This is a genomic window from Pseudomonas sp. YNh (genome assembly GCF_037993085.1).
In the GTDB taxonomy this organism is placed as follows: Bacteria; Pseudomonadota; Gammaproteobacteria; order Pseudomonadales; family Pseudomonadaceae; genus Aquipseudomonas; species Aquipseudomonas putida.
On record NZ_JBBMRJ010000013.1, the window covers coordinates 15,891 to 40,749 of the forward strand.

Consider the following 24,859-nt stretch of genomic DNA (forward strand, 5'->3'; position numbering starts at 1 on the left):
CTATTTCGCACGAGGTAATCACATGTCCAATACCCTGTTCAGCCTGGCCTTCGGTGTCGGCTCCCAGAACCGCCAGGGCGCCTGGCTGGAAGTGTTCTACGCACAACCGCTGCTCAACCCGAGCGCCGAGCTGGTTGCCGCTGTAGCACCTGTTCTCGGTTACGAAGGTGGCAACCAGGCCATCGCCTTCAGCAACGGCCAGGCCTTGAAACTGGCCGAAGCCTTGAAAGGCGTGGATGCTGCCCAGGCCGCCCTGCTGACCCGCCTGGCCGAAAGCCACAAGCCGCTGGTAGCCACCCTGCTGGCCGAAGACGCTGCCCTGACCTCCACCCCGGAGGCCTACCTCAAGCTGCACCTGCTGTCGCACCGCCTGGTCAAGCCACATGGCCTGAGCCTGGCTGGCATCTTCCCGCTGCTGCCGAACGTAGCCTGGACCAACCAGGGCGCGGTCGACCTGGCCGAACTGGCCGAGCTGCAACTGGAAGCGCGCCTGAAGGGCGAGCTGCTGGAAGTGTTCTCGGTGGACAAGTTCCCGAAGATGACCGACTACGTGGTCCCGGCCGGCGTGCGCATCGCCGATACCGCCCGTGTGCGCCTGGGCGCCTACATCGGCGAAGGCACCACCATCATGCACGAAGGCTTCGTCAACTTTAACGCTGGCACCGAAGGCCCGGGCATGATCGAAGGCCGCGTGTCCGCCGGCGTATTCGTTGGCAAAGGTTCCGACCTGGGCGGCGGTTGCTCGACCATGGGTACCCTGTCCGGTGGCGGCAACATCGTCATCAAGGTGGGTGAAGGCTGCCTGATCGGCGCCAACGCTGGTATCGGCATCCCGCTGGGCGACCGCAACACCGTTGAAGCCGGCCTGTACATCACCGCTGGCACCAAGGTGAACCTGCTGGACGAAAACAACGAGCTGGTCAAAGTGGTCAAGGCCCGCGACCTGGCCGGCCAGACCGACCTGCTGTTCCGCCGCAACTCGCTGAACGGCGCGGTAGAGTGCAAGACCCACAAGTCGGCCATCGAGCTGAACGAGGCCCTGCACGCTCACAACTGAGCATGCTCGGCGTTTGAAATGTTAAGATCGGGTCTGGCACCACGCCAGACCCGATTTTCATTCCAGGCCCCGTGACCATGTTCCAGCCCTCCCCCTGGCGTGCCGACTTCCCCGCCATCGCCGCCCTGCAACGGCAGCACCAGACCTATCTGGACAGCGCCGCTACCACCCAAAAGCCGCAAGCCCTGATCGATGCCTTGAGCCATTACTACGGCCACGGCGCGGCCAACGTACACCGTGCCCAGCACCTGCCCGGTGCACTGGCGACCCAGGCCTTCGAAACCAGCCGCGACAAGGTCGCCGCCTGGTTGAATGCCGCTGACTCACGGCAGATCGTGTTCACTCACGGTGCCACCTCGGCCTTGAATCTGCTGGCCTACGGCCTTGAGCACCGCTTCGAAGCCGGTGACGAAATTGCCATCAGCGCGCTGGAACACCATGCCAACCTGCTGCCCTGGCAGCAGCTGGCACGCCGGCGCAACCTGCGCCTGGTGATACTGCCGCTGGATCCCTTTGGCCGCATCGACCTGAACCAGGCACTGCAACTGATAGGCCCGCGCACCCGGGTGCTCGCCGTCAGCCAGCTGTCCAACGTACTGGGTACCTGGCAACCGCTGCCGGCCCTGCTTTCCCATGCCCGCGCACAAGGCGCGCTGACCGTGGTAGACGGTGCCCAGGGCGTGGTGCATGGCCGCCACGATGTGCAGCAACTGGGCTGCGACTTCTATGTGTTCTCCAGCCACAAGTTGTACGGCCCGGATGGGGTTGGCGTGCTGTACGGCCACACTAGGGCGCTGGAGCTGCTGCGCCATTGGCAGTTCGGTGGCGAGATGGTGCAACTGGCCGAGTACCAGAGCGCCAGCTTTCGCCCCGCACCGCTGGGGTTCGAGGCAGGTACGCCGCCAATCGCCGGGGTGATAGGCCTGGGGGCAACCCTGGATTATTTGGCCAGCCTCGACGCCCAGGCTGTCGAAGCCCACGAAACCAGCCTGCACCAGCATTTGCTGCGCGGCCTGGCTGACCGTGAGGGCGTGCGGGTATTGGGGGCACCGCAGACGGCGCTGGCCAGCTTCGTCATCGAGGGCGTGCACAACGCCGATATCGCCCACCTGCTCACCGAGCAAGGGATAGCCGTGCGTGCCGGACACCACTGCGCCATGCCGCTCTTGCAAGGGCTGGGGCTGGAGGGCGCAATCCGTGTATCGCTGGGCTTGTACAACGACAGCGACGACTTGCAGCGCTTCTTCGCTGCGCTTGATCAGGGCCTGGAGTTGCTGCGATGAGCATGCCGGAACAGGCGCGCCAGGCGCTGGAAGCGTTTGAGCAAGGCAAGGGCTGGGAACAGCGCGCCCGGCTGCTGATGCAGTGGGGCGACCGCCTGGAACCGTTGGCCGAGACTGACAAGACCGAAGCCAACCGGGTGCATGGCTGCGAAAGCCTGGTCTGGCTGGTGGCCGAACTCGTCGATGGGCAGTGGCGGTTCAAGGCCAGTAGCGATGCACGCTTGTTGCGCGGGCTGCTGGCGTTGTTGCTGGTGCGAGTGCAGGGTTTGACCAGTGAAGAGCTGGCCAGGCTTGATCTGCGCGAGTGGTTCACCCAACTGGGGCTAGAGCGCCAGCTCTCGCCGTCACGCAGCAATGGGCTGCATGCAGTGTTACAGCGGATGGCGCAGTTGGCGTCCAGTTGCTGAATGTGTGCTGGCTTCTTCGCGGGCTTGCCCGCTCCCACAGGTACTGCATCTCTCAGCAAAGGTGAGGCACCTGTGGGAGCGGGCGAGCCCGCGAAGAGGCTCTGCCGGTTTACTCAGGCTTGATACGTTCCGAAGGCCGCCGCGCACCGGCCACCAGCTTCTCGATCGCCTTGCTCGCCGCCACCATGCCAAAGGTCGCGGTCACCATCATCACCGCGCCAAAGCCACCCGAGCAGTCCAGCCTTACACCCTCACCCACGAAGCTCTTCTGCAGACAAACGCTGCCATCTCCCTTGGGGTAACGCAGCTGTTCGCTGGAGAACACGCACGGCACACCATAGTTGCGGCTGACATTGCGCGAGAAGTTGTAATCGCGGCGCAGGGTGGAGCGCACCCGCGAGGCCAGCGGGTCGTTGAAGGTCTTGTTCAGGTCGGCGATCTGGATCTGTGTCGGGTCGATCTGACCACCAGCGCCACCTGTGGTCACGATGGCGATCTTGCGCCGCCGGCACCAGGCAATCAACGCAGCCTTGGCCATGACGCTGTCGATGCAGTCAATTACACAGTCCAGCTGCTCGTGGATGTGCTCGGCCATGGTTTCACGGGTGACGAAGTCGGCCACCGCATGCACCGTGCATGCCGGGTTGATCGCCCGCAGGCGCTCAGCCATGACCTCCACCTTGGGCCGCCCCACCTGCCCTTCCAAGGCATGGGCCTGGCGGTTGGTGTTGCTGACGCAGACGTCGTCCAGATCAAACAGGGAAATTTCACCCACGCCGCTGCGGGCCAGCGCTTCGGCCACCCACGAGCCAACCCCGCCAATACCGACCACGCCCACATGGGCCTGGCCCAGGCGTTGCAGCCCCTGGTCGCCATACAGCCGGGCAACGCCGGCGAAGCGTGGATCTTCTGTGCTCATGTTCATACCCCAAAAAACCGGCGCGCATTATATGCCAGCGGGCCCATGGCCTGCATCGTTAGGAAAGACACTACCAACCCTGCTTTAATGTCCTATCACTTCGACACAAATGGACGACAATGTCTTCACGTAAATTCGGCCTGAACCTGGTTGTGGTGCTGGCCATCGCCGCGCTGTTCACCGGGTTCTGGGCACTGATCAACCGCCCGGTCTCCGCCCCCGCCTGGCCAGAGCAGATCTCTGGCTTTTCGTATTCGCCGTTCCGTCTGGGTGAAAGCCCGCAGAAGGGCCAGTACCCCACTGACGACGAGATGCGCCAGGACCTGGAGCAGTTGAGCAAACTGACCGACAGCATCCGTATCTATACGGTGGAAGGCACCCAGGCCGACATCCCGCGTCTGGCCGAGGAATTCGGCCTGCGCGTGACCCTGGGGATATGGATCAGCCCGGACCTGGAGCGCAACGAACGCGAAATCGCCACGGCCATCCAGTTGGCCAACACCTCGCGCAGCGTGGTGCGGGTAGTGGTCGGCAACGAGGCGCTGTTCCGTGAAGAAGTCACCCCGGAAAACCTGATCAAATACCTGGACCGGGTACGCGCAGCCGTCAAGGTACCGGTGACCACCAGTGAGCAATGGCACATCTGGAAGGAAAACCCGGAGATCGCCAAGCACGTCGACCTGATTGCCGCGCACATCCTGCCCTACTGGGAATTCGTGCCGATGAAGGATTCGGTCGAGTTCGTGCTCGACCGCGCCCGCGAGCTGAAGCACCAGTTCCCGCGCAAACCGCTGCTGCTGTCGGAGGTCGGCTGGCCGAGCAACGGCCGCATGCGAGGTGGTGCCGATGCCAGCCAGGCCGACCAGGCCATCTACCTGCGCACCTTGGTCAACACCCTCAACCGCCGTGGCTACAACTACTTCGTCATCGAAGCCTATGACCAGCCGTGGAAGGCCAGCGACGAAGGCTCGGTAGGCGCCTACTGGGGCGTGTACAACGCCGAGCGCCAGCAAAAATTCAACTTCGACGGCCCCGTGGTGGCGATCCCGCAGTGGCGCGCCCTGGCGGTAGCCTCGGTGGTGCTGGCGATGATTGCGCTGATGGTGCTGTTCATCGACGGCTCGGCGCTGCGCCAGCGTGGCCGCACATTCCTCACCTTCATCACCTTCCTGTGCGGGTCGGTGCTGGTGTGGATTGCCTATGACTACAGCCAGCAATACAGCACCTGGTTCAGCCTCACCGTGGGCGTGCTGCTTGCCCTTGGCGCGCTGGGCGTGTTCATCGTGCTGCTGACCGAGGCCCATGAACTGGCCGAGGCAGTATGGATACACAAGCGCCGACGCGAGTTCCTGCCGGTGCAGGCCGACAGCGCCTACCGGCCCAAGGTGTCGGTGCATGTGCCGTGCTACAACGAGCCACCCGAGATGGTAAAGCAGACCCTCGACGCCCTGGCCGCGCTGGACTACCCCGACTACGAAGTGCTGGTGATCGACAACAACACCAAGGACCCGGCCGTATGGGAGCCGCTGAAGGCTCACTGCGAGAAGCTCGGCGAGCGCTTCAAGTTCTTCCACGTCGCGCCACTGGCCGGCTTCAAGGGCGGCGCGCTGAACTACCTGCTCCCGCATACGGCCAAGGACGCCGAAGTGATCGCAGTGATCGACTCGGACTACTGCGTCGACCGCAACTGGCTCAAGCACATGGTGCCGCATTTCGCCGACCCGAAAATTGCCGTGGTGCAGTCGCCGCAGGACTATCGTGACCAGCACGAAAGCGCCTTCAAGAAGCTGTGCTACAGCGAGTACAAGGGTTTCTTCCACATCGGCATGGTCACCCGCAACGACCGTGACGCCATCATCCAGCACGGCACCATGACCATGACCCGGCGCACGGTACTGGAAAAGCTGGGCTGGGCCGAATGGTGCATCTGCGAGGACGCCGAGCTGGGCCTGCGCGTGTTCGAGAAGGGCCTGTCGGCCGCCTACGCCCACAACAGCTACGGCAAGGGCCTGATGCCCGACACCTTCATCGACTTCAAGAAGCAGCGCTTCCGCTGGGCCTACGGCGCCATCCAGATCATCAAGCACCACGCCAGTGCCCTGCTGCGCGGCAAGGGCAGCGAGCTGACCCGTGGCCAGCGCTACCACTTCCTGGCCGGCTGGCTGCCGTGGGTCGCCGACGGCATGAACATCTTCTTCACCATAGGCGCGCTGCTGTGGTCGGCGGCGATGATCATCGTGCCGCACCGGGTCGACCCGCCGCTGATGATCTTCGCCATCCCGCCGCTGGCGTTGTTCTTCTTCAAGGTCGGCAAGATCATCTTCCTTTACCGCCGCGCAGTGGGGGTCAACCTCAAGGACGCCTTTGCCGCAGCACTGGCCGGGCTGGCGCTGTCGCATACCATTGCCAAGGCGGTGCTGTACGGTTTCTTCACCAGCAGCATGCCGTTCTTCCGCACGCCAAAGAATGCCGACAGCCATGGACTGCTGGTAGCACTTTCCGAAGCGCGGGAAGAGCTGTTCATCATGTTGCTGCTGTGGGGTGCGGCGCTGGGCATCTACCTGGTGCAGGGGCTGCCGAGTTCGGACATGCGCTTCTGGGTGGCGATGCTGCTGGTGCAGTCGTTGCCTTACGTGGCGGCGCTGGTGATGGCGTTGCTGTCTTCGCTGCCCAAGCCAGTGGAGAAGGCTGCCGAGCCGCAACAGGCTTGAGATTGCCGGGGCTGCTTTGCAGCCCTTTCGCGGCGCAAGGCCGCTCCCACAGGGGACCGCGGCAGCCAGATAACCCGCGATCGCTTGTGGCAGCGGCCTTGCGTCGCGACAGGGCCGCAAAGCGGCCCCATTGGCCCTTCGGTTTGATATAAGATAACGCCCCTCAGATTTCCCCGCCTTGCCTTGCCCCGGAGTCCCCCATGACGGCCCCTGCCGAGCTCTCGCCTACCCTTCAACTGGCCTGCGACCTGATCCGTCGCCCCTCGGTCACCCCTGTCGACGCCGACTGCCAGGCGCAGATGATGAAACGCCTGGGCGCCGTGGGCTTCAGGCTCGAGCCGATGCGCATTGAAGACGTAGACAACTTCTGGGCCACCCACGGCAGCCAGGACGGCCCGGTGCTGTGCTTTGCCGGCCACACCGACGTGGTGCCCACCGGCCCGGTGCAGCAATGGCAGCACGAACCGTTCGAAGCACTGATCGACGCTGACGGCATGCTCTGCGGCCGCGGCGCCGCCGACATGAAAGGCAGCCTGGCCTCCATGGTGATCGCCAGCGAGCGCTTCGTGCACGACTACCCGAACCACCGCGGCAAGGTCGCCTTCCTGATCACCAGCGACGAGGAAGGCCCTGCGCACCACGGCACCAAGGCAGTGGTCGAGCGCCTGAAAGCACGCAACGAACGCCTGGACTGGTGCATCGTAGGCGAACCCTCCAGCACCACCCTCCTGGGTGACGTGGTCAAGAACGGCCGCCGTGGCTCGCTGGGTGCCAAGCTGACCGTGCGCGGCAAGCAGGGCCACGTGGCCTACCCGCACCTGGCACGTAACCCGATCCACCTGGCCGCCCCGGCCTTGGCGGAACTGGCAGCCGAGCACTGGGACGAAGGCAATGCGTTCTTCCCGCCAACCAGCTTCCAGATCTCCAACCTCAATTCCGGCACCGGCGCCACCAACGTGGTACCGGGCGAGCTGACCGCGCTGTTCAACTTCCGCTTCTCCACCGAGTCGACTGTCGAAGGCCTGCAGGCGCGAGTGTCGGCGATTCTCGACAAGCATGAACTGGACTGGTCGATCGACTGGGCGCTGTCTGGCCTGCCGTTCCTCACCGAACCTGGTGAACTGCTCGACGCCGTGGCACACAGCATCAAGGGCGTCACCGGCCGCGATACCCAGCCATCCACCAGCGGCGGCACTTCCGATGGCCGTTTCATCGCCACCATGGGCACCCAGGTGGTGGAGCTTGGCCCGGTCAACGCCACCATTCACCAGGTGGACGAGCGGATCCTGGCCAGCGACCTGGACCTGCTGACCGAAATCTACTACCAGACTCTGGTTCGGTTGCTCGCCTGATGCTCGCCTGCCCCCTTTGCCAGGCGCCGCTGAGCCGGCTCGACAACAGTGTGGTGTGCCCGGCCGGCCACCGCTTCGACCGCGCCCGCCAGGGTTACCTGAACCTGCTGCCGGTGCAGCACAAGAACAGCCGCGACCCAGGTGACAACCAGGCCATGGTCGAGGCCCGCCGCGACTTCCTCGACGCTGGCCACTACGCCCCGGTGGCCCGCCGCCTGGCCGAGCTGGCCGCCGAGCGCCAGCCCGGCGCCTGGCTGGACATCGGCTGCGGCGAGGGTTACTACACCGCACTGCTCGCCCAGGCCCTGCCGGCTGCCGACGGTTACGCCCTGGACATCTCCCGCGAGGCGGTCAAGCGTGCCTGCCGCCGCGCGCCCCAGGTTACCTGGATGGTCGCCAGCATGGCCCGCGTGCCGCTGGCCGACGCCAGCTGCCAGTTCATCGCCAGCGTGTTCAGCCCGCTGGACTGGGCCGAGGCCAAGCGCCTGCTCAGCCCCGGCGGTGGCCTGATGCGGGTGGGCCCGACCAGCGGCCACCTGATGGAGTTGCGCGAGGTGCTGTACGATGAGGTACGCCCTTACGCCGACGACAAGCACCTGGCCCTCGTCCCTGAAGGCATGGCCCACGCCCACAGCGAAACGCTCGAGTTCCGCCTGAGCCTGGCCGTGCCCAAGGCACGCGCCGACCTGCTGGCGATGACCCCGCACGGGTGGCGCGCCAGCGCCGAAAAACGCGCCAAGGTGATCGACCAGCCCGAGCCGTTCGAGGTCACGGTTTCAATGCGTTATGACTATTTCGTGCGCCAAGACTGAGCAAACCCGGAGCCCTTATGCGCCAACCCGATATCGAGATCTACCTGAAGGACGCCGACGTCGACCACAAGCAGATTGCCGAGTGGCTCGCCCAGGCGATTGGCCCGTGCAGCGAATGGCAGCAGAAAGGCCAGACGTTCAAATGCAAGGCCGGTAACATTCCGGTCACCTGGCTACCCAAGGCTGTAGGGAAATGGAACAGCCTGTACCTGGAAAGCGATCAGACGCCATGGGCCGATGATATCGCCTGCGCCCGCGCTGCATTCGCCGCACTGGGTGTAGAAGTGCGCTGCGCGCCGGGTGGCTGGGTCGAGGAAGACGGGGAAGAAGATGCCGACCGCTGGGTCCGCATCAGCGCCGACGGTGAAGAGGAAATCACCTGGCGCACTTCTTGAGCTGCAAGCTTTGATCTGCAAGCGCCAAGACGGATCGCATCAGGCTGCAAGTACACGGTCACTTGCAGCTTGAGGCTTACAGCTTGAGGCTCAGAGCCCTACTACGTCCTCGGCTTGCAGGCCTTTCTGGCCCTGCACGCAGGAGTACTCAACCCGCTGCCCCTCGACCAGGGAACGATGCCCCTCACCGCGGATCGCCCGATAATGGACGAACACATCCGCACCACCTTCGCGCTGAATGAAGCCAAAGCCTTTGGCATCGTTGAACCACTTTACATTCCCAGTCTCACGAGACGACATCTGAACTACTCCGGATTTTTATTGTGAAGATCGCCTTGTAGGCATGAGCTCACGGCCCCGTGCCAACGCCGCTTGCTGAAATATCCTGCAAGTGGCAGGCCGAGTATATGACACAGAACAAAAAAAATTGATGACGGTCCCGCCGTTGGCCGTTTTTTGCTGAACTTACGCCGATACGGCAGACTAAATAGCTGGATACTCACCTGAAAATCACACCCAGGGCACTCACCCCATGACCCGTTCCCCCCTGCGCCGCCTGATCTTCGGCGCCCTGCGTCGCCTGTTGTACCTGTGGGTGCGCTCCGAGACCATCAACCAGTCTTCCATGTCCCTCAACCTCGACCGCAGTCGGCCGGTGTTCTATGCGCTGCCCTCGCCCGCGCTCACCGACCTGGCCGTGCTCGACCACGAGTGCACCAAGGCGGGGCTGCCGCGCCCGGTGCTGCCGGTGGCTGTCGGCCCGCTGCAGGAGCCGGCCGGGTTCTTCTACCTGACTCCCGATCCGGACTGGCTTGGCCGCCAGGACAAAAGCGGCGCCCCGCCCACGCTTGAGCGCCTGGTGGCTGCCGTCAGCCAGCATGCCGAAGAAGATGCGCAGATCATCCCGGTCAGCGTGTTCTGGGGCCAGACGCCGGCCAGTGAGTCCAGCCCATGGAAGCTGCTGTTCGCCGACAGCTGGGCGGTGACCGGGCGTTTGCGCCGGCTGCTGACCGTGCTGATCCTGGGGCGCAAGACCCGGGTGCAGTTCTCCGCGCCCATCCACCTGCGCGAACTGGTGCAGCACAACAAGGGCCACGAGCGCACCGTGCGCATGGCCCAGCGCCTGATGCGCGTGCATTTTCGCAACCTCAAGACCGCCGTCATCGGCCCGGACATCTCGCACCGGCGCAACCTGGTCAAAGGCCTGATCCATGCCCCGCAGGTGCGCCAGGCCATCGCCGACGAGGCCCAACGCGAGAACCTGCCGCTGGCCAAGGCCGAAGCACAGGCACTGCGTTATGGCAACGAGATCGCCTCGGACTACACCTACACGGTCATCCGCTTTCTCGAAGTGGTGCTCAGCTGGTTCTGGAACAAGATCTACGACGGCATCAAGGTCAACCATATCGAACAGGTTCAGGGCATAGCCCCCGGCCACGAAGTGATCTACGTGCCGTGCCACCGCAGCCACATCGATTACCTGCTGCTGTCGTACCTGCTGTTCCGCAACGGCCTTACCCCACCGCACGTGGCCGCTGGCATCAACCTCAACATGCCGGTGGTGGGTAACCTGCTGCGCCGGGGCGGCGCCTTCTTCATGCGCCGTACGTTCAAGGGTAACCCGCTGTACACCGCCGTGTTCAACGAGTACCTGCATACCCTGTACACCAAGGGTTTTCCGGTCGAGTACTTCGTCGAAGGTGGCCGATCGCGTACCGGGCGCATGCTGCAGCCGCGTACCGGGATGCTGGCCATTACCCTGCGCAGCTTCCTGCGCTCGTCACGCACGCCGGTCGTGTTCGTGCCGGTGTACATCGGCTACGAGCGCGTGCTCGAAGGCCGCACCTACCTGGGCGAGTTGCGCGGTGCCAGCAAAAAGAAGGAGTCGGTGTTCGACATCTTCAAGGTGTTTGGCGCGCTCAGGCAGCGCTTTGGCCAGGTCTACGTCAACTTCGGTGAACCGATCCGTCTCGCCGGTTTCCTCGATGAGCAACAGCCCGGCTGGCGTGAACAGGATCACGGCCCGCAGTACCGCCCGGCCTGGCTCAACGCCGCCACTACCCGCCTGGGCGAAACCGTGGCCCGTCACCTCAACGAGGCGGCCGCCATCAACCCTGTCAACCTGGTGGCCCTGGCGCTGCTGTCCACCAGCCGCCTGGCCCTTGACGAACGCGCCCTGACCCGCGTGCTCGACCTTTACCTGGCCTTGTTGCGCCAGGTGCCCTACTCGCCGCACACCACCCTGCCCGACGGCGACGGCCAGGCACTGATCGAACACGTGCGTAGCATGAACCTGGTGGCCGAGCAGAAGGACGCCCTGGGCCGCATCCTCTACCTGGATGAAGGCAATGCGGTACTGATGACCTATTACCGCAACAACGTGCTGCACATCTTCGCCCTGCCGGCGCTGCTGGCCAGCTTCTTCCTCAGCAGCTCGCGCATGAGCCGCGAACTGCTGGGCCAGTATGTGCACGCGTTGTATCCATACCTGCAGGCCGAACTGTTCCTGCGCTGGACGCCAGAGCAACTGGACGAGGTGATCGACCAATGGCTGGCCGCGCTGGTCGAGCAAGGCCTGCTGCGCCAGGAGAACGACGTGTACGTACGCCCGGCGCCCAGCTCGCGGCAGTTCGTGCTGCTCACCCTGCTCGCCCGCACCATCACCCAGACCCTGCAGCGCTTCTACATGGCCACCTCGCTGCTGCTCAACAGCGGACAAAACACACTCAGCGCCGAAGCGCTGGAAGACCTCTGCGTGATGATGGCCCAGCGCCTGTCGATCCTGCATGGCCTGAATGCCCCGGAGTTCTTCGACAAGACGCTGTTCCGCCACTTCATCCAGACCCTGCTCCAGCAAGGCGTGGTGCATGCAGACGGGCACGGCAAGCTGGGTTATCACGACAAGCTCGCCGAGCTGGCCGAGGGCGTGGCCAAGCGTGTGCTGTCGGCCGAGCTGCGCCTGTCGATCCGCCAGGTGGCCCTGCACCGTGACGATGGCCTGGAAACTTCGACCATCTGACGGTTCATCTACCGGGAAAATCCGCTAAAGTCCCTGGGGTTGGCCACAAGCCAGCTCCAAGGACCTATGGAGATTCCATGAAAAAGCTCTTTATGCTGTGTTGCGCATCCCTGCTCGCAGCCTGTTCCAGCCAAAGCCCATCCACCCAGGCCAGCCTGGACGGCGAAGTCTTCTACCTGCAGCGTATCGCCCTGCCGCCTGCGGCTACCTTGAGCGTGGAGCTGCAGGATGTTTCGCTGATGGACGCCCCTGCCGTGACCCTCGCCCGCCAGGCCGGCCCGGTCAAAGGCAACGTGCCGCTGCCGTTCCACCTCAGCTACGACCCAGCCCAGGTCAAACCCGGCCACCGCTATGCGGTGAGTGCGCGCATCGAGCTGGATGGCAAACTGCTGTTCATCAATACCGAACACCATGGTGTCATGCTCGACGGCAGTGACCCGAAAACTGTACGCATCAAGGTCGACCAGGTTCGCTGACACCCGTATTCATCTGTTTACAAGGAAAGCTTCATGATCCGCACTTCCCTGCGTTTTTCCACCCTGTGCGCCGGCCTGCTGCTGTCGGCCAGCGCACTGGCCCTGTCGCTGGGCGACCTGAGCCAGAAAGACGCCACTGGCGGCCTGAAAGATACCCTGACCCAGGGTGCGCAGCTGGCCGTCAAGCAGTTGAGCACCCCGGGTGGTTTCAGCAATAACCCCGACGTGCGCATCGAATTGCCGGGCAACCTGGGCAAAGCGGCCAAGGCCATGAAGATGTTCGGCAAAGGTGCACAGGTCGATGCCCTTGAAGCCAGCATGAACAAGGCCGCCGAAGCCGCCGTGCCGCAGGCCCAGGCGATTCTGGTCGATGCCGTGAAGAACATGAGCGTGACCGATGCCAAAGGCATCCTCAGCGGCGGTGACGACTCGGCCACGCAGTACCTGAACAAGAGCAGCCGCGAGCAGATCCGCGCCAAGTTCCTGCCTATCGTCAAGCAGGCCACCGACAAGGTCGGCCTGGCCCAGCAGTACAACAACTTCGCCGGGCAGGCGGTGGCACTGGGTGTGGTCGACGCCAAGAGCGCCAGCATCGAGAACTACGTGACCGAGAAGGCGCTGGACGGCCTGTTCGAGATGATTGGCAAGCAGGAGCAGAGCATTCGCCAGAACCCGGCGCAGGCCGCTACCAGCCTGGCCAAGAAGGTCTTCGGCGCCCTCTGATCCGCAACGCGGCCGCAGTACCCTCGCAGGAGCAGCCTTGTGCTGCGAAGATTCCGGGACAGCAAGATGAATTTTCATTTGCTGCACCGGCCTCTTCGCAGCGCAAGGCTGCTCCTGCAGGGCGGTGAGGTCAGTCAGGTTTTCTTCACCCTGAACCACGCCGCATACAATGCCGGCAGGAACAACAGGGTCAACGCCGTGGCCACGATCAAGCCACCCATGATCGCCACCGCCATCGGCCCGTAGAACACGCTCCGCGACAACGGGATCATCGCCAGCACCGCCGCCAGTGCAGTCAGCACGATTGGCCGGAAGCGCCGCACCGTGGCTTCGATGATCGCCTGCCAACGCTCCATCCCTGCCGCAATGTCCTGCTCGATCTGGTCCACCAGGATCACCGAGTTGCGCATGATCATGCCCGCCAGGGCAATGGTGCCCAGCATGGCGACAAAACCGAACGGCTGGCGGAACACCAGCAGGAACAGAGTCACGCCAATCAGCCCCAGCGGTGCGGTGAGGAACACCATCACCGTGCGCGAGAAGCTGCGCAGCTGGATCATCAGCAGGCTCAGCACCACTACTACGAACAGCGGCATGCCAGCGTTCACCGACTTCTGCCCACGCTCGGAGTCTTCAACCGTGCCGCCCACTTCCAGCAGGTAGCCGTCCGGCAGCTTGGCGCGTATCGACTGCAGGGTCGGCTCTATCTGTTTCACCAGCGTGGCCGGTTGCTCCTTGTCGTAGATATCGGCGCGCACGGTCACCGTGGGCAGGCGGTTGCGGTGCCAGATGATGCCTTCCTCGAAGCCGTACTCCAGGGTCGCTACCTGCGACAGCGCCACGCTCTGACCATTGTCGGTCGGCAACGCCAGGCTGCCGAGGTTACCCAGGTCACCGCGCTCCTGCTGGGTGCCGCGCAACAGGATCTCGATCAGCTCGTTGTCCTCGCGGTACTGGCTGACCGTGGTACCAGTCAACGAGCTTTGCAGGAAGCTGGCCAGGTGCGCGGTGCTCACGCCCAGGGCGCGGGCGCGGTCCTGGTCGATTTCGAGGAACACAGCCTTGCTGGGTTCTTCCCAGTCCAGGTGCACGTTCACCACATGCGGGTTCTCGCGCACCCTGTCGGCCACTTCGCGGGCCAGCGCACGGGCCTTCTCGATGTGCTCGCCGGTGACCCGGAACTGCACCGGGTAACCCACGGGCGGGCCGTTTTCCAGGCGCGTGACGCGGGCACGCAAGTCGGGGAATTGCTGGTCCACGGTGCTGATCAGCCAGCTGCGCAGGCGCTCGCGGTCCTCCATCGACTTGGCCAGCACCACGAACTGGGCAAAGCTGGCTGCAGGCAGCTGCTGGTCCAGCGGCAGGTAGAAGCGCGGCGAGCCGGTGCCCACGTAGGCCACGTAGTTATCGATACCGTCCTGCTGCTTGAGCAGTGCCTCCAATTGCTTGACCCGCTCGGCGGTATTGGCCAGCGAGGCGCCTTCGGCCAGCTTCAGGTCAACCATCAACTCCGGGCGCCCGGAGGCAGGGAAGAACTGCTGGGGCACGAAGCGGAACAGCAGGATACTGCCGACAAAGGCCGCGATGGTCAGCAGGATCACCGTCTTGCGCCGCCGCACGCACCACTCCACCACCCGCCGCACACGCTGGTAGAAGGGCGTGGCGTAAGGGTCTGGCGCGTGGCCGTCCTTGCCATGACGCGCAGCGTGCAGCTTGGCCAGGTCTGGCAGCAGGCGCTCGCCCAGGTAGGGCACGAACACCACCGCCGCCACCCACGAGGTCAACAGGGCGATGGTCACCACCTGGAAGATCGAGCGGGTGTATTCGCCAGTGCTGGAAGCAGCAGTGGCGATGGGCAAGAAGCCTGCTGCAGTGATCAGGGTACCAGTAAGCATCGGGAAGGCAGTGCTGCTCCAGGCATAGCTGGCTGCCTTGAGCCGGTCGTAACCCTGCTCCATCTTGATCGCCATCATTTCCACGGCAATGATCGCGTCGTCCACCAGCAGGCCCAGCGCCAGCACCAGCGCACCAAGGGAAATCTTGTGCAGGCCGATGCCGAAATAGTGCATGGCGGCGAAAGTCATGGCCAGCACCAGCGGGATGGCCAGCGCCACCACCAGGCCGGTGCGCAGGCCCAGCGAGAAGAAGCTCACCAGCAGCACGATGACCAGTGCCTCGACCAGCACCTGGACAAATTCGCCCACACCGGCCTTGACCGCCGCAGGTTGGTCCGAGACCTTGCGCAACTCCATGCCAGCCGGCAGGTTGCGCGCCACGCGCTCGAACTCGCCTTCCAGGGCCTTGCCCAGTACCAGGATGTCGCCGCCGTCCTTCATCGACACGGCCAGGCCAATGGCATCCTCGCCCATGAAGCGCATACGTGGCGCGGGTGGGTCATTGAAGCCACGGTGCACTTCGGCCACATCGCCGATGCGGAACGTGCGGTCACCTACGCGGATGGGGAACTGGCGAATCTGCTCCACGCTGTCGAAGCGCCCGCTCACCCGCAGTTGCAGCCGCTCGCTGGGCGTCTCGAAGAAGCCGGCGGTGCTCACCGCGTTCTGTTCCTGCAGGGCCTGCTGCACGGCCTCCAGGGGTACGCCGAGGGTGGCCAGCTTGAGGTTGGACAGCTCGATCCAGATTTTCTCGTCCTGCAGGCCCACCAGCTCGACCTTGCCCACATCCTTGACCCGCTGCAGCTGGATCTGGATGCGGTCTGCGTAGTCCTTGAGCACCGCGTAGTCGAAGCCCTTACCGGTCAGCGCATAGATATTGCCGAAGGTGGTGCCGAACTCATCGTTGAAGAACGGGCCCTGGATCTCCGGTGGCAGGGTGTGGCGAATGTCCGCGACCTTCTTGCGGATCTGGTACCACAGCTCGGGGATGTCCTTGGAATGCAGCGAGTCGCGGGCCATGAAAGTGACTTGCGACTCGCCGGGGCGCGAGAACGAGACAATCTTCTCGTACTCGCCGGTTTCCATCAGCTTCTTCTCGATACGTTCGGTGACCTGGCGCGACACTTCCTCGGCGCTGGCGCCCGGCCACAGGGTACGAATGACCATGGCCTTGAAGATGAATGGCGGGTCCTCGCTCTGGCCGAGCTTGGTGTAGGACATGGCGCCAATGGCCGCCAGCAGGATCATCAGGAACAGGACGATCTGGCGGTTGCGCAGCGCCCAGGCAGAAAGGTTGAAACCCATCGGGACTTACTCCTTGGCCGTCAGCTTCACTACACGGTTGCTGCGGTCCACAGGGCGTATTTCCTGGCCCTCACGCAGTACATGGCCACCGGCGGCGACCACCCAGTCACCGGCGGCGAGGCCTTCGAGCACTGGCACACTGTCGCTGCCATAAGCCCCCAGACGCACCTCGGCCCGCTCCAGGCGGCTGTCCTTGTTGACGCGCCACACATAGGCCTGGCCGTTTTCCGCTGTAACCGCTGACAGCGGCACTGCCAACGGGATCAGCCCATCATGGGCGATGAACACCCGGGCACTCTGGCCCAGCTCCGCCGGCGTGGCGGCCGAAGTAAAGGCGATGCGCGCAGCAAAGGTGCGCGAGCGGGGGTCGGCGGCCGGTGACAGCTCGCGGATACGCCCTTGAAAGCGCGCTTGCGGGTGTGACCACAGCTCCACACTGACCGGTTGCCCCACGGCAAAGCGGGCGAACTGCTGCTCCGGCAGGCCGATCACCACTTCGCGCTCGCCATCGGCGGCCAGGGTGAACACGGTTTGCCCGGCGGCAACCACCTGGCCCACTTCTACCTGACGCTTGGCAACCACCCCGGCCTGCGGCGCGCGCAGCACGGCATATTCGGCCTGGTTGCCAGCCACGTCGAACTCGGCCTTGGCCTGTTTCAGCCGGGCAAGGCCGGCGCGGTACAAATTCTCGGCATTGTCGAACTGGGAATGGCTGACCATCTGCCGGTCCAGCAGCTTCTGGTAGCGGTCACGCTCGGCGCGCACCAGCGCCAGGTTGGCCTCGGCAGCCGCCATCTGGGCGCGGTTGGCTTCCAGTTGCAGGCGCACGTCCTGCGGGTCCAGCTCAGCCAGCGGCTGGTCGGCCTTGACTCGCTGCCCCTCCTCAACCAGACGCTTGGTGACCTTGCCGCCAATGCGGAAGGCCAGGTCCGGCTCGAAGCGCGCACGTACTTCGCCGGGGTAGCTGTCGGCAGCCGCTTCGGCCGGCTGCGGCTGCACCACCAGCGCCGGGCGCGGCGCGGCAGGCGGGGTGGCTTCCTGACCGCATGCCGTCAGTAGCAACGCGGCAACGGCGGGCAAGGCGATGGACAAGGCATGGCGCAACATGATGAATCCTTTCGCGGAGGGCACTTCGAATATTTGTACTGGCGAGTATATTAAGTCAGGTTAGCGATGCCGGGAAGGGTTTGCGGTGGTTTTTCCAGGGGTACGGCTGAAGTCTTTTTGGCGCCTTGGAGATCGAGCGCCGCCCGCACGGCGCATCCGCCATACGTGTGGCAGATTGGTGGGGTGCCAAGCAGTCCTGAGGCCAGGGCTGCGCGGGTGGTCATGAAACAGTGATCGCAAGCGCAGCGCGTACATTGTGGGAGCGGGTTCACCCGCGAACACCGGCGAAGCCGGTGCCATGCACCGCGTCGTATTCTTCGCGGGTAAATCGGACCGCCGCACCGCCGCTCCCACAGGGATTTGCGTCGGTGTCGAGGATAGCGCTATATCTGTGGTGTTCGGTTTGTCGGGGGTGGTGTCGACACCTCGCTGACGCCTGAGCGACGGCATCACTGGCGGACAACTGTCCGCTGGCAGACAGCAGGCAATGTGACCTGGTTTTAGCCGGATCGCGCCCGACCCGTTAAGATGGTGATCCTTAAACCAGATGCAGACCACAATGCCCAACGACGCACCCATCGGCCCAGGCCGGCCAAAGGACCTGGTCAAGCGCGAGGCGATTCTCGAAGCAGCCAAGGCCCTGTTCCTCAGCCTTGGTTACGCCAACACCAGCATGGATGCGGTCGCTGCGGCGGCAGGTGTTTCAAAACTTACCGTGTACAGCCACTTCACCGACAAGCAGACCCTGTTCTGCTCAGCGGTCATGGCCACCTGCCAGATCCAGCTACCTGACCTGCTGTTCGAGTATCCCGAGGGGGCACCGGTGGAGGAGGTATTGTTGACCATTGCCCGTGGCTTCCAGGCACTGATCAGCAGCGACGAAGCGGTCAAGCTCAGCCGCCTGATCATGGCCCAGGGGAGCCTGGACCCAAGCTTTGGCGAGTACTTCTACGAAGCCGGCCCCAAGCGCGTGCTGGCAGGGATGGAAGCGCTGCTGCGCGGGGCCAATGAACGCGGGCTGCTGCGTATCGACAACCCGCTGCGTGCGGCGGAGCACTTCTTCTGCCTGGTCAAGGGGGCACCGGATTATCGCTTGCTGCTGGGGTGCGCGGGGCCGCTGCAGGGCGAAGAGGCCGAGGCACATGTGCGCGAGGTGGTGAGGGTGTTCTTGCGGGCGTTCAAACCCTGATATCTGGATGCCTGTGCGGCCTCTTCGCGGGTAAACCCGCTCCCACTGGTACTGCACAGGATTCAACGCCAAGTCGATCCTGTGGGAGCGGGTTTACCCGCGAAGAGGCCAGCACAGATATAACGAAATTCAGGCCTTCAAGGCTCTCTTCGGGTAAATGTCATACCGGCTCGACTTGCCTTCCAGGCTATGGCTCGGCTTCGGCCCGTCGATGATCGGCGCCTTGCGCGGGCGCTTCACCACCACCCGGTGGCTGGCCAGCGCCAGGGCTGCTTCGAGCAGGGCCGGGGCATCCAGGTCGTCACCCACCAAGGGCCGGAACACGCGCATTTCCTTTTTCACCAGGGCGCTCTTGTCGCGGTGCGGGAACATCGGGTCGAGGTAGATCACCTGCGGCGCTTCGCCTTCCCAGGCGCGCATACGCTCGATGGCGTTGCCGCTCAGCAGGCGCATGCGCCCGACAATCGGGCCCACCTCGTCATCCGAGCGCGCCCGCGCCAGGCCATCTTCCAGCAGCGCGGCAATCAGCGGCTGGCGCTCGATCAGGGTCATCTGGCAGCCCAGGCTGGCCAGCACGAACGCATCTTTGCCAAGGCCTGCCGTGGCATCCAGCACTTGTGGCCGCACGCCTTGGGCAATGCCCACGGCCTTGGCAATCATCTGCCCGTTGCCACCACCAAACTGGCGCCGGTGCGCGGCCTGGCCTTCGACAAAGTCCACCCGCACCGGCCCTGGTGCCTGCGGCCCAAGCTGCTGGATCTGCAAACCCTCGGCGCCCACCTGCACGGCGAAGCCGGCGCTCTCGTCCTGTAGCGGCAGGCTTAGGCGTTCAGCCCAGACCTTGGCCTGCTCCGCATACTCAGCCGACATCGCCTCGACCCTGATACCCGTGCCTTGCTCTTCCATCGTCCACACCTAAAAAATCAAACCAAGCCTTAATGAATCAGCAGCCACGGCCGATACAGGCAATATCCCGCTATTCTGCCAGAGCACAACGCGCGCGACTGCCATGTCAGATACTCTTCCTATCGGCTTGACCTATTTGTCGCCTATCGGCAACTACAGTCAGCACAACACCCAGGCACTCGGGGGCGTCAGCCACCTGTGGCAGGATTTCTTTGCCCGGGCCATGGCCGAGCAGCAGGAAGAGCCCGTAGACAGCGTCAGCCAGTCGTTCGTGCAGTACGACCACGACAGCGGCGAACCCATCGGCGGCGCCCGTGCGCTGGCCCTGATCGACGCCCAACGCGCCTGCCCGGTGCTGGACACCGAGGTAACACCGCCCGAGCCGCTGTTCTTGCCCAAGGCAGAGCTTGAAGCCAGCCTGCTGCCGCCTGCGCCTGAGCCGTTCAGTGCCATGGAACTGATTGAACAGCAGCGCCAGCTCGACACCAGCAACAGCTGGATGCGCCCGGTGGTGATGAGCCAGGGCCATCCGATTGCCGAGCCCGGCCCGGGCCCTGCCCCGCGGTCGTTGTTCCTGCCCATTGCCGAGTTCGAGACCAACCTGCTGGACCCGGCACCCGAACCGTTCGACGACGCCACCCTGGCCAAACAGCAAAACGACCTGGAGTTCGACATCCACTGGGCGCGCCCGGTGGTGCTGAACAACGTGCGCGTTCACGCCTGAAGCTAACGGCAGATCTGCCAGCGCCCCATGTCCAGGTGGAAGTGATTGTGGTGCGCGGCGTTGTAATCCGGCCCCAGTACCGTGCTGAAGCTCTCGCAAGCCGCCTGCTGCACCTGCCGCAAGAACTCTGCCTTCTGCCCACCCACCTGCCAGTCACGCGCCAGCACGATGCGCCGGCCGTCCTGCAAGCGAAAACCGCTGATGTCCAACGCATTGGCGGTAGCGTGCTGGCTCAAGCGGCCCTGCTTGCGGTGGTAGACATTGCGACAGGCGAAGCTGCCCAGGTGATCGACCTGGGTCACCGGTTGGCCCAGCACCCGCTGCGCCACCGGCTGCAAGCCATGGTTCTCGAACAGCGCGTAGGCCACCGCCAGCGGGCAACTGGCCAGGAAGCTGCTGCTGAGCCGCGCCTGCCCGCCCTCGATGCGCCACACGTTCTGCAACGGGCAGTTGGCCGCAGCCGGGCTGTCGGCTTGCGCCCGGTAACGCAGCTGGCTGGTTTCCAGTGCCTGCCGGCACAAGGCCGGGTCATCGCGCAGGCGTGAAAGCTTGTACGGCGTCAGCAGGTTGGGCGGCTGACGCACATCCAGCGGCGCCCAGGGGTTCCACACGGCAGGCAGGCGCCAGCCGAAGTGCCAGGCCAGGCCGGCCAGCACCAACAGGCCGGCCAGCAGCGCCAGCATTGCCCGCATCAGCGGCGGAACAGGTCGTTGAGCTGGGCAAACGGCAGTGCCTGCTCACCGTAGCCGAACGTACCCTCGTTGCGAATCTCCAACGCAGCACGGTGGAAGGCCCCCAGCGCGGCACGGGCCAGCGACGAGCCGACGCTGATGCGGCGCACGCCCAGGTCCTGCAACTGGTTCACGCTCAGTGGCACACCCGCCATGCCCATCAATACATTCACCGGCCGCGGGGCGACCGCCTGCACCACCGCACGTACTTCCTCGACGGTGCGCAGCCCGGGGGCATAGAGCACATCGGCGCCGGCCTCGGCATAGGCTTGCAGGCGCAGGATGGTGTCGTCGAGGTCCATGCGGCCATGCAGCAGGTTTTCTGCCCGGGCGCACAACGTGAACGGGAACGGCAGGCTACGCGCAGCCTGCACGGCGGCGCGCACGCGCTCCACGGCCAGCCCGAGGTCATAGATGGGCGCATCACTGCGGCCACTGGCATCCTCGATGGAGCCACCTACCAGGCCGATTTCTGCCGCACGCAAGATGGTCTGGGCACAATCTTCAGGCATGTCGCCGAAGCCGTTCTCAAGGTCCGCGGCCACTGGCAACGCAGTGGCATCGACGATCTCGCCGGCATTGTCCAGGGTATCGTCCAGGCTCAAGGCGCCTTCGGCGTCTGGCCGGCCCAGGCTGAACGCCAGGCCGGCACTGGTAGTGGCCAGCGCCTCGAAACCCAGGCTGGCAAGCAGCTTGGCGGAGCCGGCGTCCCACGGGTTGGGGATGACGAACGCGCCTTCGCGCTCGTGTAAAGCCTTGAAGGCTTCGGCTCGCAGGGTTTGCACATCCATGGTTCAACCTCCGGCAGTCAGGGAAAGGTCAGAGTAAGCCCAGTTGTTCGACCTCGGGCGCGCGCGGCAATTCCGGCAAAGGTGCAAGACCTGGCAGGCGTGCCATCAGGCGTTGATGGAAATGCCGGGCCAACGCCGCAGCCAGGCGATTGTCCGAAGTGTGCAGGAAGATATAGGGGTTGCGACCTTCCTCGATCCAATCGGCGATTTTTTCTACCCAAGGGCTGAGGAAGGTGTGATTGGCCTCCAGCTCCGGATGGCCGATGAAGCGCACCTGTGGGTGCTGGCTGAAGGCCGCAGGGCGTGGTGGTACCTTGGGCTTCTTCGACTGCGCATGCAGCACGGCAGGGTCGCGCGAGGTGCAGCTGAACAACGCCCGCGGGTCCAGGCAGATGCGCTCCACGCCGCGTTCGTGCAGCAGGCGGTTGAGCAGGCGTTCTTCTTCACCCTTGGCGAAGAAGGCCTGGTTACGCACTTCCACGGCCACCGGCAGGCCGATCTCGTCGAGGAAGTGGCAAAGCTCGCCCAGGCGCGCCGGGCCGAACTTGGCCGGCAACTGCAGCCAGTACGGCGAAACGCGCTTGCCCAGCGGGGCCATCAGCCGTGTGAAGTCGAAGGCAGGCTCCAGTTGAGCACGCAGGTCACCCTCGTGGCTGATGTCCCGGGGAAACTTGGCGGTGAAACGGAAGTGCCCGGGCATCACCTGCGCCCAGCGGGCAATGGTGCCGGGAGCGGGGCGTGCATAGAAGGTGGTATTGCCCTCGACGGCGTTGAACACCTGGCTGTAGAGGCCAAGCATTTCGTTACTGGTGGCGTCGGCGGGATAGAGGTAGTCGCGCCAGGCGTTTTCGCTCCAGGACGGGCAACCGAGAAAATAAGGCAGTGGTGGTGGACTCATCCACTAAATGTACAGGTCGAGCCCCAGTACTTCCATGTCCCAGTCGGTGAAACCGGCGGTGCTCAGGTAGCTGGCCAAGGCAGTGGCGGTGCGCCGGTCACGGGCGCGGGGGAAGACCATGTCCTGCTGGCGGGCTGGCAGGCCACCGCTGCGGCGGCGGGCGGTGGCCTCCACGGGGGCGCCCTGGCTGTCTTCAATCAGCTCGGCATCATCGATGGCCTCGTCACGCGCCGGTGCCTTGCGCGGGGTGCGCTTGACCGGGTAGGACTGCGAAGAGAAACCGTCGATACGCATGGCATGAGCACTCAGGACCAATGATGGCAATTTAGCAGCATCAGGGTTCCGTCGCTAATGCTTGACTGATAACTGGACCACAGATCGCGCAAAAGGTTTTAGAGTGATCGGCGATAACCGACGAACAGCACTCAGTGCTTCTTGGGCGTAGCTACATTATCGCGCAGATATACCGGTTGCGCCTGCTCGGCAACGATTGCCTCATCACGAGCCCAGGCGAAGGTAGCCAGGCTGAGAATGTCCAGCGCATTGGGCAAGGCGCCAGGGTTGCTGGCCGCCACCTGTACCGCCAGGCGCTCGGCATAGCCCCATCCGGTACCGGCACCGAACCACTCGCCACTGCTGCCCGCCGGCAGCGCTACCTGTTCGGGCGGCAACACCGCCTCGCGGCCGACCAGGCGCATTTCGCCGGCCGTGGCCTGGTAGCAGCCCCAGTACACTTCATCCATGCGCGCATCGATGGCAGCCGCCACCTGCTGCACGCCCTGCTCGCGCAAGGCACCCTGGGCCAGCGCGGCCAGGTTGGACACCGGCAGCACCGGGCGCTCCAGCGCGAAGGCCAGGCCCTGGACCACACCAATGGCAATGCGCACGCCGGTGAAAGCGCCCGGGCCACGGCCAAAGGCGATGGCATCCAGTGCATTCAGCGCAACGCCGGATTCGGCCAGCAACTGCTTGATCATCGGCAGCAGCTTCTGCGCGTGCTGACGCGGGATCACCTCGTAATGGCTGGTTACCTTGCCGTCATGCAGCAGCGCGACGGAACAGGCTTCGGTGGCGGTATCCAGGGCCAGCAGGGTGGTCATCGAACGGGTATCCAGGTGCGAATGAAAAGAGCGGCAGTATAGAGCAGCAGCGGCGTTGTGTCCCGAAGGGGCGCTGTGCGGCCTTTGCAGGTGGCCTGGCGCGGTCCCTGTAGGAGCGCCAGGCCGTGGATCGCAGGCCGGAAACGACAACGGCCCGCTAGCGGGCCGTTGTCGGGGGGCGTCAGGCGCTGATCAGCTCAGGGCTGCCAGGACCTTGGCAGTGATGGCGTCGACCGAACCGACACCTTCAATGTGGCTGTACTTCGGCTTGCCGGCATTGGCGGCCGACAGCTTCTGGTAGAACTCCACCAGCGGCTTGGTCTGGGTGTGGTAGACCGACAGGCGATGACGAACGGTTTCTTCCTTGTCGTCGTCGCGCTGGATCAGGTCTTCACCAGTGACGTCGTCCTTGCCTTCCACTTTCGGCGGGTTGTACTGAATGTGGTAGGTACGGCCCGAGGCCAGGTGTACGCGGCGGCCAGCCATGCGGCCGACGATTTCTTCGTCGTCCACGGCGATTTCGACCACGGCGTCGATGTCGACACCGGCAGAGACCATGGCTTCGGCCTGCGGGATGGTGCGTGGGAAGCCGTCGAACAGGCAGCCGTTGGCGCAATCAGGCTGGGCGATGCGCTCCTTGACCAGGCTGATGATCAGCTCGTCGGAGACCAGCTGGCCGGCATCCATGACTTTCTTCAGTTCCAGGCCCAGCGGGGTGCCGGCCTTGACGGCGGCACGCAGCATGTCGCCGGTGGAGATCTGTGGAATACCGAACTTTTCGGTGATGAACTTTGCCTGAGTACCTTTACCGGCCCCGGGAGCTCCCAGCAGAATTACGCGCATCTTGTGCTCCTCAAATTTTTTTATGAAATTCAATGGATTCGGCAACCAGGGCCAAGTCCGGAAAATCGGGTATGACCATAAAACGGTCAGAAGGCTGCTCAAGATACACAGCGCCCGGCAGCCATACAAGCGTCCCAAAGTTGCAGGAATGCGCCACTTGTGGCCGACCGGGCAGGTGGTTGCGCCCGGCGCAACCACCCTCCCCTTACCCGTGCA

At 64.2% G+C, this 24,859-nt stretch carries 23 protein-coding genes; 12 read left to right on the plus strand and 11 right to left on the minus strand.

The genetic code is table 11. The features are described from left to right. Nucleotides 1–22: 22 nt before the first annotated feature. The 3 genes from dapD (at nt 23) to WF331_RS15110 (ending at nt 2,747) form a co-directional block, all read left to right on the plus strand. Nucleotides 23–1,057 (plus strand): 2,3,4,5-tetrahydropyridine-2,6-dicarboxylate N-succinyltransferase, encoded by a 1,035-nt coding sequence (gene dapD / locus WF331_RS15100; protein WP_016485200.1) that lies wholly within the window; start codon nt 23–25, stop codon nt 1,055–1,057. Between the two features lie 77 nt (nt 1,058–1,134). Further along, on the plus strand, nt 1,135–2,340 hold the full coding sequence (locus tag WF331_RS15105; protein ID WP_016501172.1) for a cysteine desulfurase: 1,206 nt from the start codon (nt 1,135–1,137) through the stop codon (nt 2,338–2,340). After that, entirely contained in the window at nt 2,337–2,747 is a 411-nt protein-coding gene (locus tag WF331_RS15110; protein ID WP_284399829.1) for a SufE family protein, read from the plus strand. The genes WF331_RS15105 and WF331_RS15110 overlap by 4 nt, the downstream gene beginning before the upstream one ends. A gap of 109 nt (nt 2,748–2,856) precedes the next feature. Here the strand turns inward: WF331_RS15110 and tcdA are convergent, their stop codons facing one another. Next, nucleotides 2,857–3,666, minus strand: a complete 810-nt coding sequence (gene tcdA / locus WF331_RS15115) for a tRNA cyclic N6-threonylcarbamoyladenosine(37) synthase TcdA (RefSeq protein ID WP_162465285.1) — start codon at nt 3,664–3,666, stop codon at nt 2,857–2,859. A 119-nt stretch (nt 3,667–3,785) separates the two neighbouring features. Between tcdA and WF331_RS15120 the strand changes: the two genes are divergently transcribed. The 4 genes from WF331_RS15120 (at nt 3,786) to WF331_RS15135 (ending at nt 8,936) form a co-directional block, all read left to right on the plus strand. Next, complete coding sequence (locus WF331_RS15120; protein WP_340623052.1) at nt 3,786–6,377, plus strand: glycosyltransferase; 2,592 nt, start codon at nt 3,786–3,788, stop codon at nt 6,375–6,377. A gap of 200 nt (nt 6,378–6,577) precedes the next feature. Further along, a complete protein-coding gene (gene dapE / locus WF331_RS15125; protein WP_016501176.1) occupies nt 6,578–7,729 on the plus strand; it encodes a succinyl-diaminopimelate desuccinylase in 1,152 nt (383 codons plus the stop codon). Beyond that, complete coding sequence (locus WF331_RS15130) at nt 7,729–8,541, plus strand: putative RNA methyltransferase (RefSeq protein ID WP_284399834.1); 813 nt, start codon at nt 7,729–7,731, stop codon at nt 8,539–8,541. Before dapE ends, WF331_RS15130 begins: the two co-directional genes overlap by 1 nt. Before the next feature lie 17 nt (nt 8,542–8,558). Continuing rightward, nucleotides 8,559–8,936 carry a hypothetical protein gene (locus WF331_RS15135; RefSeq protein WP_016501178.1) on the plus strand — a complete coding sequence of 126 codons (378 nt, stop codon included), beginning with the start codon at nt 8,559–8,561 and terminating at the stop codon, nt 8,934–8,936. A 90-nt stretch (nt 8,937–9,026) separates the two neighbouring features. Here WF331_RS15135 and WF331_RS15140 read toward each other — a convergent pair whose 3' ends face one another. Further along, the gene (locus WF331_RS15140) at nt 9,027–9,236 is read right to left on the minus strand and encodes a cold-shock protein (protein WP_016501179.1); all 210 of its coding nucleotides are present in this window, start codon (nt 9,234–9,236) and stop codon (nt 9,027–9,029) included. Nucleotides 9,237–9,468: 232 nt separating this feature from the next. Between WF331_RS15140 and plsB the strand changes: the two genes are divergently transcribed. The 3 genes from plsB to WF331_RS15155 all read left to right on the plus strand — a co-directional run bounded on the left by plsB (nt 9,469) and on the right by WF331_RS15155 (nt 13,154). Then, on the plus strand, nt 9,469–11,955 hold the full coding sequence (gene plsB, locus WF331_RS15145) for a glycerol-3-phosphate 1-O-acyltransferase PlsB (RefSeq protein ID WP_049276667.1): 2,487 nt from the start codon (nt 9,469–9,471) through the stop codon (nt 11,953–11,955). Nucleotides 11,956–12,032: 77 nt separating this feature from the next. Continuing rightward, nucleotides 12,033–12,431 (plus strand): YbaY family lipoprotein, encoded by a 399-nt coding sequence (locus WF331_RS15150; RefSeq protein WP_016501181.1) that lies wholly within the window; start codon nt 12,033–12,035, stop codon nt 12,429–12,431. A 33-nt stretch (nt 12,432–12,464) separates the two neighbouring features. After that, a complete protein-coding gene (locus WF331_RS15155; protein WP_016501182.1) occupies nt 12,465–13,154 on the plus strand; it encodes a DUF4197 domain-containing protein in 690 nt (229 codons plus the stop codon). Between the two features lie 134 nt (nt 13,155–13,288). On the opposite strand, the gene WF331_RS15160 is transcribed toward WF331_RS15155, so the two are convergent. Beyond that, nucleotides 13,289–16,354: an efflux RND transporter permease subunit gene (locus WF331_RS15160; RefSeq protein WP_340623053.1), complete on the minus strand. Its 3,066-nt coding sequence runs from the start codon at nt 16,352–16,354 to the stop codon at nt 13,289–13,291. Between the two features lie 6 nt (nt 16,355–16,360). Further along, on the minus strand, nt 16,361–17,461 hold the full coding sequence (locus WF331_RS15165) for an efflux RND transporter periplasmic adaptor subunit (RefSeq protein ID WP_016501184.1): 1,101 nt from the start codon (nt 17,459–17,461) through the stop codon (nt 16,361–16,363). A gap of 547 nt (nt 17,462–18,008) precedes the next feature. Between WF331_RS15165 and WF331_RS15170 the strand changes: the two genes are divergently transcribed. Beyond that, nucleotides 18,009–18,650 carry a TetR/AcrR family transcriptional regulator gene (locus tag WF331_RS15170; RefSeq protein WP_041167852.1) on the plus strand — a complete coding sequence of 214 codons (642 nt, stop codon included), beginning with the start codon at nt 18,009–18,011 and terminating at the stop codon, nt 18,648–18,650. Nucleotides 18,651–18,779: 129 nt separating this feature from the next. Here the strand turns inward: WF331_RS15170 and WF331_RS15175 are convergent, their stop codons facing one another. After that, the gene (locus tag WF331_RS15175; protein WP_241799656.1) at nt 18,780–19,556 is read right to left on the minus strand and encodes a class I SAM-dependent methyltransferase; all 777 of its coding nucleotides are present in this window, start codon (nt 19,554–19,556) and stop codon (nt 18,780–18,782) included. Between the two features lie 103 nt (nt 19,557–19,659). On the opposite strand from WF331_RS15175, the gene WF331_RS15180 reads away from it, so the two are divergent. After that, entirely contained in the window at nt 19,660–20,280 is a 621-nt protein-coding gene (locus WF331_RS15180; RefSeq protein WP_340623054.1) for an energy transducer TonB, read from the plus strand. A 2-nt stretch (nt 20,281–20,282) separates the two neighbouring features. Here the strand turns inward: WF331_RS15180 and WF331_RS15185 are convergent, their stop codons facing one another. The 6 genes from WF331_RS15185 to adk all read right to left on the minus strand — a co-directional run bounded on the left by WF331_RS15185 (nt 20,283) and on the right by adk (nt 24,643). Continuing rightward, the gene (locus WF331_RS15185; protein ID WP_340623055.1) at nt 20,283–20,972 is read right to left on the minus strand and encodes an extensin-like domain-containing protein; all 690 of its coding nucleotides are present in this window, start codon (nt 20,970–20,972) and stop codon (nt 20,283–20,285) included. Further along, the gene (locus WF331_RS15190) at nt 20,972–21,802 is read right to left on the minus strand and encodes an isocitrate lyase/PEP mutase family protein (protein WP_016485183.1); all 831 of its coding nucleotides are present in this window, start codon (nt 21,800–21,802) and stop codon (nt 20,972–20,974) included. The genes WF331_RS15185 and WF331_RS15190 overlap by 1 nt, the downstream gene beginning before the upstream one ends. Before the next feature lie 28 nt (nt 21,803–21,830). Then, the gene (locus WF331_RS15195; RefSeq protein ID WP_340623056.1) at nt 21,831–22,700 is read right to left on the minus strand and encodes a DUF72 domain-containing protein; all 870 of its coding nucleotides are present in this window, start codon (nt 22,698–22,700) and stop codon (nt 21,831–21,833) included. 3 nt (nt 22,701–22,703) lie between these two features. Then, complete coding sequence (locus WF331_RS15200) at nt 22,704–22,994, minus strand: hypothetical protein (RefSeq protein WP_016501190.1); 291 nt, start codon at nt 22,992–22,994, stop codon at nt 22,704–22,706. 131 nt (nt 22,995–23,125) lie between these two features. Next, nucleotides 23,126–23,800, minus strand: a complete 675-nt coding sequence (gene tsaB, locus WF331_RS15205; RefSeq protein WP_016501191.1) for a tRNA (adenosine(37)-N6)-threonylcarbamoyltransferase complex dimerization subunit type 1 TsaB — start codon at nt 23,798–23,800, stop codon at nt 23,126–23,128. A gap of 192 nt (nt 23,801–23,992) precedes the next feature. Next, complete coding sequence (gene adk, locus WF331_RS15210; protein WP_016501192.1) at nt 23,993–24,643, minus strand: adenylate kinase; 651 nt, start codon at nt 24,641–24,643, stop codon at nt 23,993–23,995. Nucleotides 24,644–24,859: the final 216 nt, after the last annotated feature.